This is a genomic window from Aestuariibacter sp. A3R04 (assembly GCF_018860805.1).
Taxonomy (GTDB): domain Bacteria; phylum Pseudomonadota; class Gammaproteobacteria; order Enterobacterales; family Alteromonadaceae; genus Alteromonas.
Genome location: NZ_JAHKQR010000002.1, coordinates 207,302 through 223,346, shown reverse-complemented (window position 1 = coordinate 223,346; position 16,045 = coordinate 207,302). Strand labels below are relative to the sequence as shown.

Here is a 16,045-nt window from a genome sequence, read left to right as displayed (position 1 = left end):
GCCCGTTGATAAATGAGTATAGCATCAGGGCCGCGGGCGCAAGAGCCAAACGTCCTCTGTTGCAGGTACTTTTCCCTTGAGGTCGATGGCGTGCCTGTGTAGCAGCGTTAGTGAATAGCTGGAAAGGTAATGTTGTTCAACCTCGTTGTCGGGTACAGAAAAAGGCGGGCCATTTAGCTTTTCCTGATCGTACTCGAAGGTAACTAGCAATTGTGGGGCGCAGCCTGAAATCATTCGCAAGTGTTCAGAGTAGCGCCTACGCATTTCAAGGGGCAGGGCTACCAATGCCGCTCTGTCATAAACCGCGTCAACCTTCCCCATTACTGGAGCTGAGAGGTCAAAAATATCGCCGCAGAAGATAGTGACGCCATGGGTTTCATACCGAAGGACATTACCCATATGGCTGATTGTAGGCTCGGCTCCGAGGTGCTCAAATAAATTCTCTACTGCCAGTTGACTGAGCTCCGCACCCACCACGTTTAAGCCCTGGGCTATCAACCATGATATATCCAGGGTTTTTCCGCACAGTGGAACAAATACAGTTTGATCTTCTTTTATATTCAGATGATGAAAATTTCCGGTGAGCAACGGGTTAGCATTAGGTTCATGGAAATGGGTTTCATTATTCTGCCATTTTTGCAGCCAAAATTCGCGGTCCACACAGTTGCCCTTGTCTTACCGATAAAATGGTATTTTACCCTAGACGCATCTGCAAAAACACCATCCTTTAAGTCTTGCAATCAGTGCTGAAAGAATTCACCTCCAGAAAAGCAAGGGGCTGACGTGCGGGCAGCGGTTGCTGCCCTTTGGAGGATTACTTGCCTGTTAACGCCGCTGCTGCTTGCTTGAGTTGCAAAGCGATGTCTTCATTCTTCACTGTATTTGTTTCTAAATCGAAAACATCATAAAAATTAGCCACTGACACCGACGCTTTTATGTTACCACCAAAGAAGCCGGCGGACTGCGTAGCGGCACCCAAAACTGACTTAGCGCCACCAGGGCCCGGTGAAGTAGCCAGGTATACCGCTGGCTTGTCAGCGTATACTTTGCGGTCAATGCGGGTCGCCCAGTCAAACAGGTTTTTATAAGCAGCAGGGTAGTGCCCGTTGTGTTCTGCGAAAGAAATAACCAGCGCGTCCGCGGAAGCAATATCAGCCAAAAAACGCTTTGCCCCTTCTGCCTGGCCAATGTCTTTTTCAGTTTGCTCACTGAATATGGGTACAGAGTAGTCGGCCAAATTCAATACCTGAACCTCAGCGTCTTCAACCAGTTGCGCAGTATAAGTGGCGAGGGCTTTATTGATAGATGTTTGACTGGTGCTGGCACCGAAAGCAACAATTTTCATGACAAATCCTATAAAAACGAGTTCAACAAATGTGTATTGATAAGATACGTCATCTTGAGCCGGTAAATAAGCGATAAAATGAAGACAAATCGTTCTATTTTATAGAATGCCTACAAAAAAATGTAATAATGAAAGGCGGTCTTATACACAATAGAACGCGCATGAAAGGGGCGATTACAGCCCCCATAAAAAGTTTTTGGGGCAAGTCATGTTTCCGTTTTCAAATACAAAGCCGTTTGGCCGATCATTAGCTATGAGTAAAGGGCCATCGAGATCTACGAAATCGGCGCCATCGCAAAGCAGATATGCCGGTGCCATAGCAAGTGACGTTCCCACCATACAGCCGACCATGATGGAGAAATCCATGGCCTTGGCGCGTTTGTAAAGGGCGACTGCTTCTGTGAGGCCGCCTGTTTTGTCCAATTTAATATTGATAGCCTGATAGCGCTTTCGCAAGGTTTCCAGGTTATCACTGGTGTGACATGACTCGTCAGCACACAGTGGAACAGGGCAGTGGTATCCTTCTAGCGCAGCGTCTTCATTGGCTGGCACGGGTTGTTCTATCAGAACGACATTACAGGCTTTGAGATCATTGGCTACAGCTTTTAATGCATCAACAGTCCATCCCTCATTGGCGTCCACAATGAGCTGGCTTTGGGGACTCGCTTGGTGGATTGCACGAACTTTTTCGACGACGGAATCAGGGTCGAGCTTCACTTTAATAAGTGGTGCGCCTTGCAGTTTAGCAGCCGATGCACGCATATTGTCAATGGTGTCTACACTAATGGTTTGAGCAGTAAAGCAGTGTTGCGACACGGGAAGCGCGAGTAACGATGATACGGGGCTACCAGATACCTTGGCGGTTAAATCCCAAAACGCACAATCCAGAGCGTTTCTGGCAGAACCCGCCGGCAGTAAGTCTGGCAGTTTATTATGGTCCGTTAAGTTTGCCAATGACGGTATAACAGCTTCAATTTGTGCGGTGACACTTTCGAGAGATTCCCCATAGCGAGCATAGGGTACTGACTCGCCCCAACCGGTATGTGTACCGTCAGAAACGGTGACAATAATAACTTCTGCTGCTGTTTTCGCACCGCGAGAAATTCTAAACACCTGAGCCAGAGGAAAGGTTTCCCGGTTTACCGTGAACGTCAACGCCATCACAGTTGCTCCACAATGCTGTCGACACCAAATCGCAGCGGATCCGTGCAAGGTAAACCGAGGTCTGCACTGGTTTTTGCACAGTATTGTCGCGCGTCGTCTTCAGAAACACTGGACGTGTTAACGGCAATGCCCACTACTTTCACATGGGGATTGGTCAGGCTGGCTGCTTTAGTTGTCATCGCTATTACATCTTCCAGAGTCGGCTGAGGGTAGTGCGGTAATCCTCGCATGTGCGAGCGATTTAGCGCGTGGCAAATTACCAGGGCATCAGGTTGGGAACCGTGCAACAGGCCGAGACTAACTCCTGCAAATGCCGGGTGCGATAACGAACCCTGGCCTTCAATAATATCCCAGTGATCGTCATCGTTGTGCGGGCTAAGGGTTTCTACTGCGCCTGAGATAAAGTCAGCTACTACGCAGTCAATAGCAACGCCTTCACCGGCAACCAAAATACCGCTTTGTCCGGTTGCCCTGAACGTTGCCTTTTTGCCAGCCTTATTCATGGCGTTGGCCAAAGAGAGAGACGTATACATTTTGCCCACTGAGCAATCGGTCCCCACAGTCAAAAGTCGTTTACCACTGCGTTTTAGCCCCTTCCCAGTGTTAAACCGCGTGGTTGGATGACGGATATCAGTAAGTGTTTTACCATGTTTTTTTGCTGCGGCCACCACCTCAGGAATGTCTGTGAGTTTGTCGTGCAGCCCACTTACCACATGCATGCCCGCCTCAATGGCTTCAATAATGGTCGGGATCCAAGCAGTGTCAATAATGCCGCCGCTATTTGCAAAACCCAAAACAAACGTATTTGCTCCTGCCTTGGCACCTTCCTGAATGCTCATTGGTGAACAGCCTGTCGAAACGGTGCAACCTGGAAGTTTACATTCACCGACACAGGCCGCCGGATTCCAATCAGCAACGCTTTTAGCCATTTTTATGCTCAATGGATCAGTGGCGTCGCCGATAAAAAGCAAATATGGCGGGGATAAAACCATGTGATTTCCTAACAGTTTAAAATAGTTATCCATCTTAAAAAGTTAGGCAGTGAATGATAATTAGCTTCCTTTAGGCGACCTATAACGTAAGGTTATTGCCCATGGCAGGCAATCACGTTAGTGAGCGTGTCCAGGAAGCTGTCGCAGACTTTTGCCAACGACCGGCTACTCAGTGAAAGTGCTTTAACGTCGAAACGCAGCTTCGGTTCAAAGCGGGCAATGCCGGTTTTTTCCGTCTTATTCCCCTCTGCCGTCAGTCGGTCCACAAGACAACACCCCAAGCCAGCGTCTACCATTCGGGCGGCAATGTAGTAGGTATCAACCTGAATATGGGTTTCGATATTCAGGCCCGACTGTTCAATGTGGCGCCAAGCCATTTCTCCAAGGGGACCACTTTCCCATATACCGATTATATCCTGAGCTTGTAAATCTTCTAAGGTCATAAATTCAGGCGTGTCGTCAAAGGCATCTTTCGGGTACATGACGACCATTTCCTGGCTCGATAACTTGCGTTCAACGACGCCGGGGAGACTGGGGGAAGAATATAAAATGGCAGCGTCGCATTTGTGTTCCAGTAACGACTGCAGTGCCTCTGTATTGTGTACGGTCTTAATGTTAATTGCCACTTCAGGATGAGCTTGGTTGAACAATTGCATCGCTTTGGGTAACACATCGAAGCCCAATGCGGGTGTAACGGCAATATTTATCATCCCGCTTTTTCCCCGCTGGATGTTCTGTGCGAGTTGTTTAACCGTGTTGAGTTGTTGATAGATTTTATTTATCTCCGGAAACATCATCTCAGCTTCCGCAGTAGGCGATAGCTTGCCCTTGTTGCGATGAAACAGAGAAAAACCTAATTGTTGTTCAGCATGAGCCAGTACCTTTGATACGGAAGGCTGAGAAACATAGAGCATATTAGCGGCACCTGTAATGGAGCCTGTGGTGTATATGGCATGGAAAACTTCGATATGGCGTAGGCGCATTATCAATCCTTGGGAGCGAAAGGCCTGATAACGGTAAAACAAATGTGGGGAGTACTGCAAATGAAAAAGCCACCGTCAGGTGGCTTTTTGCGATGGTTAGGCGAGATTACTCGTCTAAGAAACTGCGCAGCTGTTCTGAGCGGCTCGGGTGACGGAGCTTGCGCAGTGCTTTGGCCTCGATTTGACGAATGCGCTCTCGGGTAACATCAAACTGCTTGCCCACTTCTTCCAGGGTATGATCAGTGTTCATGTCGATACCGAAACGCATGCGCAGCACTTTGGCCTCACGCGCGGTCAAACCAGCTAATACTTCCTGAGTGGCATCTTTCAGGCTGCCGCCGGTGGCCGAATCGAGGGGCTGAATAATTGTGCTGTCCTCGATAAAGTCACCCAAATGCGAATCTTCATCATCACCGATGGGCGTTTCCATGGAGATAGGTTCTTTAGCTATCTTGAGTACCTTGCGGATCTTATCTTCCGGCATAGCCATGCGTTCCGACAATTCTTCCGGCGTAGGCTCGCGACCCATTTCCTGAAGCATCTGGCGAGAGATACGGTTCAGTTTATTAATGGTTTCGATCATGTGAACCGGTATACGGATGGTCCGCGCCTGATCAGCAATTGAACGAGTAATCGCTTGGCGAATCCACCACGTGGCATAGGTTGAAAACTTATATCCACGACGGTATTCGAACTTGTCTACAGCTTTCATCAAGCCGATGTTGCCCTCCTGAATTAAATCCAGGAATTGCAAACCGCGGTTGGTGTATTTCTTTGCGATAGAAATTACTAGACGCAGGTTCGCTTCAACCATTTCTTTCTTCGCCCGACGGGCTTTCGCCTCACCAATAGACATACGGCGATTGATATCTTTGATATCTGAAATAACCAGACCAGTTTCCTGTTCTACCTGGTTCATCTTAGATACGGAGCGCTCAATGTCTTCTTTGTAATTTAAAAGCATGTTGGTATAAGGCGCGCCTGAAGCCAACGTGGCTTCCAGCCACTTAGTTGTTGTCTCGTTGCCCGCGAATGCCTTAATAAAATCTTTCTTCGGCATTTTTGCGTTCACCACGCAGTACTTCATGACAAGACGTTCCTGAATACGCACCTTGTCCATCATGTCACGCATGTTTTTAACCATGCGGTCAAACTGCTTAGGCACCAAGCGGAATTCTTTGAACACTTCACTGAGTATGGTGATCTGTTCTCGGGACTTCTTGTCGGCACGACCATGCGCTTCAATAACGGCACGGGTTTTCAGATACTGCTCGCGAAGTTTAGAAAACTTCTCACGGGCCAGTTCCGGATCTACACCAGTATCGTCGTCATCACTGTCATCGTCGTCTTCGTCTTCATCGTCGTCTTCGTCATCCAGTTCTTCGGCTGGTAACTCAGAACCAATGTGGGTGGCCGTTGGGGCTAAATCCTGCTCTTCATTCGGATCTACAAACCCTGAGATAATGTCACCCAAGCGAATTTCTTCTGCTTCGTACAAATCCCATTGTTCGAGCAAATAAGTAATTGCTTCAGGGTATTCAGCAACGGAACACTGTACCTGGTTTATACCGTCTTCAATACGTTTGGCAATTTCAATTTCGCCTTCACGCGTCAGCAGTTCAACTGTACCCATCTCCCGCATGTACATCCTCACGGGGTCTGTCGTTCGGCCGATCTCACTTTCAACGGTTGCCAGCGCCTGAGCAGCTGCTTCCGCAGCGTCTTCATCGGCAGTGGTTTCCTGCATCAGCAGTTCGTCGGAATCTGGTGCTGATTCAGAAACGGTGATGCCCATGTCGTTGATCATGCGAATGATGTCTTCGATTTGATCAGAGTCGACAATATCTTGCGGCAGGTGGTCATTTACTTCTGCAAAGGTTAAGTAACCCTGCTCTTTACCTTTTGCAATCAGGAGTTTAATCTGAGACTGCTTGCTTTGCGCCATATAACCTACACTTCTCACATTTAATTATTAAGCAAAAAAGCACGCCAAAACCGGCTTGTGCCGTCTTGTACATGCTTGCTGTTCGTTTGTTACCGCACCTGTCAGAACAATGGCTGCTGTTCTTCCCCCCGCTATGACAATACACCTTTTCATCGCGCCTCATGGGCTATTCGGGTTCGCAAAAAACCAATGTGTGTATTGATAAAGCTGCCTGCAGCGAATTAGACAGTATAACAGATAGACACCATTTTTGACCAGATGTTCAGCGTGTTTTTTCAACAACGCGCCAATTTTTATGACTTTTGACGTTCCTTCATCAGCAGTGTTAATTCCGTTTTTTCCTGTTGCGAGAGGGGCTGAACCCGAGAGCGTGAAATGAGCGTTTCAATTCGGCTGTCGAAATGCCAGTCCAGTAACCTTGCGAAACTGTCGCAATACACAGTGTCAGCATCGTCTTCTCTTATCAGGTGTTCCTGTAACAGTAGTTTCGCAATGACAGCAGAATGGGGATGGTTGCGGAAGTTTTCAAGTACCTGTGCCGTCGTTGCTCTTGGGTGATGCAAACAAAAATCGTGAATATCAATCAGTACGTGAATACCAGATACCCCGCTGTTTGCCAGAACTTTAGGCGTACACGAGGGGTGCTTGTGGGCAAGGGCAGGGTTATCCAGCAGCAACCTTACCATAGTTCGCACAGGAGAAATCTGGGTTTTCTGCTGGTTTTTTCCCGTATAAACAGGTCGTTGACTGGATTGTCTGGCCTGCTGGATATCCTGTTGCAAGCGAAAGCGATCATACTCACCGACATGTTTTGCTAGCTCTTCTTGCAGCATGTCGCGCTGGTTATCGCCAAGTACCTGGTCGATAAGTGGTTGCGCCGCAGCCTTCATTGCCATTTTTCCTTCCGGCGTACCCACTTCGTGATTTTTTAACAGTGATTCTAGGAAAAATCGCGACAGTGGTAACGCGTTGTCGGTGAGTTTGAGAAAGGCGTCAGTGCCAATCTTTCGAACCATGGTGTCCGGGTCTTCACCGTCGGGCAAAAACAAAAAGGTGAGTTTAACTCCGTCTTTAAGCGCCGGCAGGGCGTTTTCAAGTGCCCTCCAAGCTGCCTCGCGCCCTGCTCTGTCACCGTCGTAACAGCAAACGATGTGTGATGTGCTACGCATCAACATGCTCAGGTGTTCAGGTGTTGTTGCCGTTCCCAAGGCCGCCGTCGCAATATTGATGTCGTACTGGCTCAGTGCCACGACATCCATATACCCTTCGACGATGATAACTTTATCTAAATGCCGTTGGCTTTGTTTGGCTTGATAAAAGCCGAATAGCTCATAGCCTTTATGGAAAATACGGGTTTCCGGCGAGTTCAGATATTTAGGACCGCCGTCATCCAGAACGCGACCACCAAAGCCAACGACACGACCCCGTCTGTCTCTGATAGGAAACATGATGCGGTCGCGGAAAAAGTCATAGGTTTTTCCGCGATCATTTTGGTTGACCAGCTTTAATTCGATAAGTTGTTTAACCCTGGGAGTGTCCGTGCCAAAAGTTTTGAGCAAGCCGTCCCATTCACCAGGGGCGTAGCCAATTTCCCAGCGTTTGACGATATCACCAGACAGCCCGCGTTTTTTTAGATACTCAATCGCTTTAGGGCTATTGGCATGTTGACGTAACTGTTGTTGAAAAAAGCGAGTTACGCTTTCCATTAAGGCATAATCGTCTTGTTGTTGCTGACGCTTCTCTTCCGACATGGCCGGGCGGCTGCCTTGCTCACGGGGCACTTCCAAACCGTGTAACCTAGCCAAATCTTCCACGGCTTCAACGAAATCTAGACGGTCAAACTCCATAATGAAAGAAATAGCATTGCCATGGGCGCCACAGCCGAAACAATGGTAAAACTGCTTGTCCTGGCTTACGGTAAACGAAGGGGTTTTTTCATTGTGAAAAGGGCAACAGGCCTGGTAGTTTTTGCCTGCTTTTTTCAGCTTTACCCGGCTGTCGACAACATCGACAACGTCGGTGCGGGCAAGGAGATCATCGATAAAATCGCGGGGTATTCTTCCAGACATGTCACTTGGAACTCATGATAAACAACGAGTACTTTATCAGGGAGAGATGAGGGCGCAACAAGAATTCGTGCGCCGTAAAATTCTCAGGCGCTTAGTTTCGCTTTGATCTTTCCGCTTAAGGCGCCCATGTCGGTGCGGCCCTGAACTTTGGGTTTCAAATAGCCCATCACTTTACCCATGCCTTGCATATCGGTTGCGCCGGTAGAAGCCATTGCTTCGTCGATGAGCGCAGATACTTCCTCTTCGGTAAGGGGTTGGGGCAGAAAAGATTCCAGTACAGTGATTTCATCGCGCTCTGTGGATGCGAGATCTTCACGACCAGCCTGATCGTATTGTGCTGCAGCGTCGGCGCGCTGTTTAACCATCTTGGTTAAAATAGCCAGTACAGCTGTGTCATCCAGCGTGATTTGCTCATCAATTTCTTTTTGTTTGATAGCTGCCAGTGCCATGCGAATAGTGCCAAGCTTAAGTTTTTCTTTAGCACGCATTGCATCTTTTTGTGCGTTTTTTAATTCGTCAATCAATGCCATGATTTATTCTCTATTTTGATGAAAGCAAGTTTCCGATGGCCTGAGACAACAAAGGTGCCCTAAGGCACCTTTGTTAAAGCCAACACTATCTTAGTAGAGTTTTACGCGACGAGCGTTTTCGCGAGCCAGCTTTTTCAGATGACGCTTCTTAGCAGCCGCTTTTTTACGCTTACGTTCCCAAGTAGGCTTTTCGAAGAACTCGCGACGACGAACTTCTGACAGTACACCTGCTTTTTCACAAGAGCGTTTAAAACGACGAAGAGCGACATCAAACGGCTCGTTTTCTCTGACTTTAACGATAGGCATTAAATTCTCACCTCAAAAATTTACTGATTAGCCGGGCGTGAAAAGTGTGCGATAAATCGACACCCGGGTTAAAAATGGTGCGAAATTCTATTCTTTTCTGAGCGCTTTGTAAAGCAGAAGCTGGCAATAAATTAGACAATATTACTTAAAAATGCCCTTTGTGCCTTAATCACCCATTTTCAGGGGGGCGGTTTAGCGGTAAACTTGCCGCCGCAATCAGCCAGTGGGGAAAAATATGCGAATTTTGGGTATTGAGACGTCATGTGACGAAACCGGCGTGGCCGTGTACGATGATGCGCAGGGGTTATTGTCTCACGAACTCTACAGCCAGGTAAAGTTGCACGCTGATTACGGCGGTGTAGTCCCCGAACTGGCATCCCGGGATCACGTGAGAAAAATCATCCCTCTTATTCAGAAAGCTCTCACCGATGCCAACACAAAAGGTAGCGAACTGGACGGCATTGCATTCACCCAAGGCCCCGGGCTGGTAGGCGCTTTGTTGGTTGGATCTTCCGTTGGTCGGGCATTGTCTTACGCGTGGAATATTCCGGCGGTGGGTGTTCATCATATGGAAGGGCATCTGCTGGCTCCCATGCTTGAGGCCAATGCACCAGCGTTTCCCTTTATAGCATTGCTGGTGTCTGGTGGGCATTCAATGTTGGTAAATGTGCAAGGCATTGGGCAGTACGAGGTATTGGGCGAATCTATTGATGATGCCGCTGGCGAAGCGTTCGACAAAACCGCAAAACTATTAGGGCTGGATTACCCAGGCGGGCCCCTGTTGGCCAAATTAGCTGAAAGAGGCGAGGGGGGACATTATAAATTCCCTCGCCCCATGACTGACAGACCGGGATTGGATTTCAGTTTTAGCGGTTTAAAAACCTTTGCTGCCAATACCATACGGGATGCCGATGACAGCGAACAAAGCAAAGCCAATATAGCGTTTGCTTTTCAGGAAGCCGTGGTGGACACATTAATCATCAAGTGCCGCCGCGCACTGAAACAAACTGGCCTGAAGCGGTTGGTTATAGCCGGCGGGGTGAGTGCAAACTCCTATTTGCGCGCCGCTGTGGCATCCCTGATGTCAGATATGAAGGGCGAAGTGTTTTACCCTGGCCTGGCGTTTTGTACGGACAATGGCGCGATGATCGCCTATGCGGGGATGCAGCGGCTCAAAGCCGGCCATACCTGTGATCTATCTGCTGCCGCTAAACCGAGGTGGTCCCTGGAAACACTGCCGGCGGTATAAGAAGAAAGAGAATAGCGATACAGCCGGCAAACGCCAGCTGTATCATCAGCCACTTTTATTGTGTTTTTTCTGGCTTGACGTCTTTTAGGTACTTATCGAGAAAAGTCACGTACGCATTTGATGCTGTGATGCGGTTTTCTTTCTTCGTAAAACCGTGGCCTTCGTCATCGAACAATACATACTCAACGGGTACGCCATTTTCTTTGACCGCGGCAACCAATTCATCGCTTTCCACCTGAAGTACCCTTGGATCGTTTGCACCTTGAATAACCATCAGCGGTTTGGTGATATTGCTGGCGTGAAAGAGCGGGGAGATAGCCCGATGTCTTGCCTCGTCAGTGACCGGATCGCCCATTTCATCATACAGGGCTTTTTTAAAGCTCTCCCACCAAGGCGGAATTGATTTTAAGGTTCTAACCCAATTGGTGACCCCGAAGATATTGATACCCACTTCGAATTCTTCAGGCTCAAAGGCGAGGGCGGCAGCAGTCATGAAACCACCGTAGCTACCGCCAATAATGCCAATTTTGTCTTGATCAACCCAATCGAGGGTTTGCAGGTATTTTTTGCCATACACAATGTCTTGTAAGTCTTCAGTGCCGTGCTTTTTGTCATCGAGATGGAAAAAGGTTTTGCCGTAACCTGAACTGCCTCTGTTGTTCACTGCAAATATGGCGTAGCCATGATTAACCAGGTGTTGTTGCGTGGCGCTGTAGCCGGTGCGACTTTGTCCGCCCGGTCCGCCGTGGACCCACACCAGCGCGGGCACTTTATTGGTGGGTGAGGCGTGCTTGGGTTTATACAGCACGCCAGGGATTTCCAAACCGTCGAAACTCTTAAATCGCACAATCGTGCTTTCTACCAGGTCATCGGGGTTAATGGCATCACTGAGTGTTTGCGTGAGTTGCTTGGCTTTACTGCTGCCCACTTCCCACACAAAAAGGTTACTGGGAGAGGTATCAGCGTTCAGATAAAAAGACATCTTACGCTCGTCTTTTGAAAAATTGACACCGCGCAAACTGCCATTTGGCAGAGGAGGCATCAGAACTTCTTTGCCCGATTCCATATCCAATATCGTTACCTTGGTGCTGGCATCGGCATTTACACCGCTCACCCGATAGCGACCTGAATGGGAAAAATAAACAAAGCTAACATCCCACTCATCCTCAATGGCAGGGCTGTGTTCTTCTGTCTCTAAGTTGTATTTCCATATCTGGGCAAACTCACCTTTTGCATCCGTAGCGTAGAACAGGTAACGATTGTCTTTGGAAAAGGTTTCAGGCGTATATTGAGCAGGCTCATCATGAGCGGTAATAAGGTGCGGCTTTAAGGTCTTTAAACGCGTATCTAAAATATAGGTATTGCTGTCGCGGTTGCTGTTACTTTTGAACAACGCAATGTAGCGACCGTTTGGACTGATTGCACCGACATCCAACCCCATAGTGTTTTGATACACAGGCGTGATTTCATAGTTTTCACTATTCACCTTATATAAGTCCATGAACTTTGGGTCACGCTGGTTTGTAGTGATATAAAAAGCGCTGCCATCGTCATTAAAACCGTTGAAGTTTGCTCGGGTTTCCTCGCCGGGGGTGAGATCTGTAACCTCTCCGTCAGTTCCCCGGACAAACAGATGGTAGCGTTCATTGCCGCCAGCGTCTTTGGTGAATAACACGCGCTCATCATTAGGAAAATAGCGCACTGGGTATGTTGTATCTTCAAATTCCGTGAGTTGATTTTTTGTACCGGTGGCGATGTCTACTTCGTAGAGACTAAATATGCCTGTTTCATCAGAACTGACGAGTATTTTATTTCCGTCGGGTGACAAGCTACTGCCCATGATGGAGGTGGTATCAAAGAAGATTTCTGCACTGTAGGTTGTGACTGGTTTCACAGTTTTTGTTTCAGATTGTGTTTCTTGTGCAGTACCGCTGTGCGGTTGACTACATCCGCTGAGTACCAATGCAATTGCAAGGCAGATAGCGCCTGTTTGCGTTATAGGTGTCATGAAGTTAATCCCTGTTGTCGTTAGGTGTTTGAGTGGGGGCAAATAGGCTCATGCCGACTTGCGCTAGTACATCATTAGAAGGGGTAAAAAACTGCGCGCAAAGCGTGAAGTTCCAGAGGAGATTGTTACAATCGAGCTGAACGTTACTTGGTGACAGAGAAAGTCTGTCATGTGCGCTTAGCAATGTGATAAGCGCCAACGAGGTGTGACAACGACGATGTGCAATCCCTGAGATAACCATGCTTCGCTTGTGTATAGGTGATTTATCTGTTCGTTACGCTACTACCTTGTAACGCGCTTATACTGCCTGGACGTCACCTATAGAAGCGCAAAATGCAGTGAGATGCAAGCCGGGAAAAACAGAAGCAACTTCTGCGTTTGTTGGATGAAGCGAGTATGAAATAGCGCAAGGCTTTCTATCATGCGCGTAGAATGAACATTTTCTCCTCTTTTATTGGGATTTTTTAGGTCTCTTTTTCTTCAGTTATTACGCACAGCGATAAAATCAGTTAAACTATCGGCCATTTTTATATGCGTATAGCTAAGACCGACTTAACACTACGCCCACGTAAATCTAAGACCGAGAGAACCCTATGAGTTTGTATTCAGAATATTTGGCAGAGATCGAGACCCGTAAAACGGAACTTGGTCTTCACCCTAAGCCTATCGACAGTGCAGATTTGCTGTCTGAAATCATCGCTCAAATTAAAGACACCACAAACGAGCACCGCGAAGATTCTCTGAAATTCTTTATTTACAATACCCTTCCAGGCACTACCAGCGCCGCAGGCGTAAAAGCACAATTCTTAAAAGAAATAGTGCTTGGCGAAGAAAAAGTAGAAGAAATTACGCCTGAATTTGCGTTGGAGTTGCTTTCTCACATGAAAGGCGGCCCGTCTGTAGAAGTTCTGTTAGACCTTGCGCTTTCAAACGATGAGTCTGTGGCAAAACCGGCTGCTGAAGTCTTAAAAACCCAGGTTTACTTGTACGACGCGGACACCGAGCGCTTAGAAGAAGCTTATAAAGCTGGTAACCCGATTGTAAAAGATATTCTCGAAAGTTATGCGAAAGCGGAGTTCTTTACAAAGCTCCCAGACATTCCTGAAAAAATTGATGTGGTGACTTATATCGCTGCAGAGGGTGATATTTCCACTGACCTGCTTTCTCCAGGTAACCAGGCGCACTCCCGTGCCGATCGTGAACTTCACGGTAAGTGCATGATTAGTCCAGAAGCTCAGCAAGAGATTGTTGAATTGGGTAAAAAGCACCCTAACGCAAAAGTGATGCTTATCGCTGAAAAAGGCACGATGGGTGTGGGCTCTTCTCGTATGTCAGGCGTAAATAACGTGGCACTTTGGGCAGGCGAGCCAACCAGTCCTTACATTCCGTTTGTCAACAAAGCGCCTGTGGTTGCAGGGACAAATGGTATTGCGCCAATCTTTTTAACCACAGTAGGTGTAACCGGTGGTATTGGTCTTGACCTTAAAAACTGGGTTAAGAAGACTGACGAGAACGGTGAAATTGTTCGCGATGCAAATGGCGACCCGGTACTGGAAGAAGCTTATTCAGTGGCAACCGGTACTGTGCTGACCATCGATACTAAAGCGAAAAAACTCTACAACGGTGATAAAGAGCTAGTAGACGTTTCCGACGCCTTCACACCGCAAAAAGTTGAATTTATGAAAGCGGGTGGTTCATACGCGGTAGTATTTGGTAAGCAGTTACAGACCTTTGCGGCTAGAACACTGGGTATTGAAGCGCCAGAAGTATACGCACCCTCAAAAGAAGTATCTCATGAAGGCCAAGGCCTTACTGCTGTTGAGAAGATATTCAACCGGAATGCTGTGGGGGTTAGCTCCGATGCACCGCTACACGCAGGTTCTGACGTTCGCGTGAAAGTGAACATCGTCGGTTCTCAGGACACTACAGGCCCAATGACATGCCAGGAACTGGAATCTATGGCGGCATCCACCATTTCACCTATCGTGGATGGTGCGTATCAGTCAGGCTGTCACACAGCGTCGGTCTGGGACAAAAAAGCGCAGGCCAACATCCCTAAGTTGATGTCTTTCATGAATAACTTTGGGGTAATCACAGCCCGTGATCCTAAAGGTGTTTACCACGCCATGACTGACGTTATTCACAAAGTGCTCAATGACATCACAGTAGATGACCGCGCTATTATCATTGGTGGCGACTCTCACACCCGTATGTCTAAAGGTGTTGCCTTCGGCGCTGACTCAGGGACGGTTGCACTGGCATTAGCGACAGGTGAAGCTGCAATGCCGATTCCAGAGTCTGTGAAAGTGACCTTTAAAGGTAGCATGAAAGATCACATGGACTTCCGCGATGTGGTTCACGCCACGCAAGCACAAATGCTTAAGCAGTTCGCTGGCGAGAACGTATTCCAGGGCCGTGTTATCGAAGTGCAAATTGGCACATTGCTCGCTGACCAAGCATTTACGTTCACTGACTGGACAGCAGAAATGAAAGCGAAGGCGTCAATCTGTATCTCTAACGATGAGACCATGATTGCGTCACTTGAGCTTGCCAAGAGTCGTATTCAAATTATGATCGACAAGGGCATGGACAACGAAGCTAACATGCTTCAAGGCCTGATTGACCTGGCAGACAAGCGCATCGCTGAAATTAAATCTGGTGAAGAACCAGCACTCGCGCCAGACGACAACGCCAAGTATTACGCAGAAGTGGTTGTGGATTTGGATCAAATCGATGAGCCAATGATCGCTGACCCTGACGTAAACAACGAAGATGTATCCAAGCGTTATACCCACGATGTTATCCGTCCGGTTTCTTACTACAATGGTAAGCCAGTAGATTTAGGGTTCGTCGGTTCTTGTATGGTTCACAAAGGCGATATGCAGATAATTGCACAAATGCTGCGCAACCTTGAGAAGTTGAATGGTTCTGTTGAGTTTAAAGCGCCATTGGTTGTTGCACCGCCAACTTATAATATTGTTGATGAACTTAAAGCCGAAGGCGATTGGGACATTCTTGCTAAATACGCCGGTTTCCAGTTTGATGATGCCAAGCCAAAAGAAGCGGCGCGTACTAAGTACGAGAATATCCTTTATCTGGAGCGTCCTGGATGTAACCTGTGTATGGGCAACCAAGAAAAAGCTGAACCAGGTGATACGGTAATTGCTACTTCAACTCGCTTGTTCCAAGGCCGTGTTGTTGCCGATGCTGACGACAAAAAAGGTGAATCACTACTTGGTTCAACTCCGCTTGTAGTGCTTTCAACAGTACTTGGACGCTTCCCCACAACAGAAGAGTATAAGCAGGCAGTGGCGGGCATTGACCTAACTAAATTCGCGCCACCTGCAGAAGACTTAGCAGTGAAGCCGAAGTTTGAGCCAAGCGTGGCGGTTAAGAACATCTAAGCGTTAATTTCAGATTCTTACATAGCGAAAAGCCCCACATGTTGGGGCTT

General features: G+C 47.8%; 12 protein-coding genes. 2 read left to right on the top strand and 10 right to left on the bottom strand.

What is annotated here, in order from left to right; translation table 11 throughout:
- Positions 1 to 24: 24 nt before the first annotated feature.
- From tmpT to rpsU, 9 genes are all read right to left on the bottom strand, one after another.
- A complete protein-coding gene (gene tmpT / locus KO518_RS04270; protein WP_216024596.1) occupies positions 25 to 660 on the bottom strand; it encodes a thiopurine S-methyltransferase in 636 nt (211 codons plus the stop codon).
- A gap of 154 nt (positions 661 to 814) precedes the next feature.
- Positions 815 to 1,345: an NADPH-dependent FMN reductase gene (locus tag KO518_RS04265; RefSeq protein ID WP_216024595.1), complete on the bottom strand. Its 531-nt coding sequence runs from the start codon at positions 1,343 to 1,345 to the stop codon at positions 815 to 817.
- A 174-nt stretch (positions 1,346 to 1,519) separates the two neighbouring features.
- Positions 1,520 to 2,506, bottom strand: coding sequence for an N-acetyl-D-Glu racemase DgcA (gene dgcA / locus KO518_RS04260; protein ID WP_216024594.1), 987 nt, complete (start codon positions 2,504 to 2,506; stop codon positions 1,520 to 1,522).
- Complete coding sequence (gene dgcN, locus KO518_RS04255) at positions 2,506 to 3,501, bottom strand: N-acetyltransferase DgcN (protein WP_216024593.1); 996 nt, start codon at positions 3,499 to 3,501, stop codon at positions 2,506 to 2,508. Before dgcN ends, dgcA begins: the two co-directional genes overlap by 1 nt.
- A gap of 92 nt (positions 3,502 to 3,593) precedes the next feature.
- On the bottom strand, positions 3,594 to 4,484 hold the full coding sequence (locus KO518_RS04250) for a LysR family transcriptional regulator (RefSeq protein ID WP_216024592.1): 891 nt from the start codon (positions 4,482 to 4,484) through the stop codon (positions 3,594 to 3,596).
- A 106-nt stretch (positions 4,485 to 4,590) separates the two neighbouring features.
- Positions 4,591 to 6,429 carry an RNA polymerase sigma factor RpoD gene (rpoD, locus tag KO518_RS04245; protein WP_216024591.1) on the bottom strand — a complete coding sequence of 613 codons (1,839 nt, stop codon included), beginning with the start codon at positions 6,427 to 6,429 and terminating at the stop codon, positions 4,591 to 4,593.
- 293 nt (positions 6,430 to 6,722) lie between these two features.
- Positions 6,723 to 8,498: a DNA primase gene (gene dnaG / locus KO518_RS04240; protein ID WP_216024590.1), complete on the bottom strand. Its 1,776-nt coding sequence runs from the start codon at positions 8,496 to 8,498 to the stop codon at positions 6,723 to 6,725.
- 83 nt (positions 8,499 to 8,581) lie between these two features.
- A complete protein-coding gene (locus tag KO518_RS04235) occupies positions 8,582 to 9,028 on the bottom strand; it encodes a GatB/YqeY domain-containing protein (protein ID WP_216024589.1) in 447 nt (148 codons plus the stop codon).
- 90 nt (positions 9,029 to 9,118) lie between these two features.
- Positions 9,119 to 9,334, bottom strand: a complete 216-nt coding sequence (gene rpsU / locus KO518_RS04230) for a 30S ribosomal protein S21 (RefSeq protein ID WP_012517258.1) — start codon at positions 9,332 to 9,334, stop codon at positions 9,119 to 9,121.
- Between the two features lie 235 nt (positions 9,335 to 9,569).
- Here rpsU and tsaD point away from each other — a divergent pair, with 235 nt between their 5' ends.
- Positions 9,570 to 10,583: a tRNA (adenosine(37)-N6)-threonylcarbamoyltransferase complex transferase subunit TsaD gene (gene tsaD / locus KO518_RS04225; RefSeq protein WP_216024588.1), complete on the top strand. Its 1,014-nt coding sequence runs from the start codon at positions 9,570 to 9,572 to the stop codon at positions 10,581 to 10,583.
- Between the two features lie 55 nt (positions 10,584 to 10,638).
- Here the strand turns inward: tsaD and KO518_RS04220 are convergent, their stop codons facing one another.
- Entirely contained in the window at positions 10,639 to 12,591 is a 1,953-nt protein-coding gene (locus KO518_RS04220) for an alpha/beta fold hydrolase (protein WP_216024587.1), read from the bottom strand.
- Positions 12,592 to 13,184: 593 nt separating this feature from the next.
- On the opposite strand from KO518_RS04220, the gene KO518_RS04215 reads away from it, so the two are divergent.
- Complete coding sequence (locus KO518_RS04215) at positions 13,185 to 15,995, top strand: bifunctional aconitate hydratase 2/2-methylisocitrate dehydratase (protein WP_216024586.1); 2,811 nt, start codon at positions 13,185 to 13,187, stop codon at positions 15,993 to 15,995.
- The last annotated feature ends 50 nt before the right edge of the window (positions 15,996 to 16,045 follow it).

Bases quoted from the DNA above. Each gene is read 5' to 3' on its own strand.
- rpsU (WP_012517258.1), bottom strand. From the start codon at position 9,334: ATGCCTATCGTTAAAGTCAGAGAAAACGAGCCGTTTGATGTCGCTCTT.
- rpoD (WP_216024591.1), bottom strand. From the start codon at position 6,429: ATGGCGCAAAGCAAGCAGTCTCAGATTAAACTCCTGATTGCAAAAGGT.
- KO518_RS04265 (WP_216024595.1), bottom strand. From the start codon at position 1,345: ATGAAAATTGTTGCTTTCGGTGCCAGCACCAGTCAAACATCTATCAAT.
- KO518_RS04215 (WP_216024586.1), top strand. From the start codon at position 13,185: ATGAGTTTGTATTCAGAATATTTGGCAGAGATCGAGACCCGTAAAACG.
- KO518_RS04220 (WP_216024587.1), bottom strand. From the start codon at position 12,591: ATGACACCTATAACGCAAACAGGCGCTATCTGCCTTGCAATTGCATTG.
- dnaG (WP_216024590.1), bottom strand. From the start codon at position 8,498: ATGTCTGGAAGAATACCCCGCGATTTTATCGATGATCTCCTTGCCCGC.
- KO518_RS04250 (WP_216024592.1), bottom strand. From the start codon at position 4,484: ATGCGCCTACGCCATATCGAAGTTTTCCATGCCATATACACCACAGGC.
- dgcA (WP_216024594.1), bottom strand. From the start codon at position 2,506: ATGGCGTTGACGTTCACGGTAAACCGGGAAACCTTTCCTCTGGCTCAG.
- tsaD (WP_216024588.1), top strand. From the start codon at position 9,570: ATGCGAATTTTGGGTATTGAGACGTCATGTGACGAAACCGGCGTGGCC.
- dgcN (WP_216024593.1), bottom strand. From the start codon at position 3,501: ATGGTTTTATCCCCGCCATATTTGCTTTTTATCGGCGACGCCACTGAT.
- KO518_RS04235 (WP_216024589.1), bottom strand. From the start codon at position 9,028: ATGGCATTGATTGACGAATTAAAAAACGCACAAAAAGATGCAATGCGT.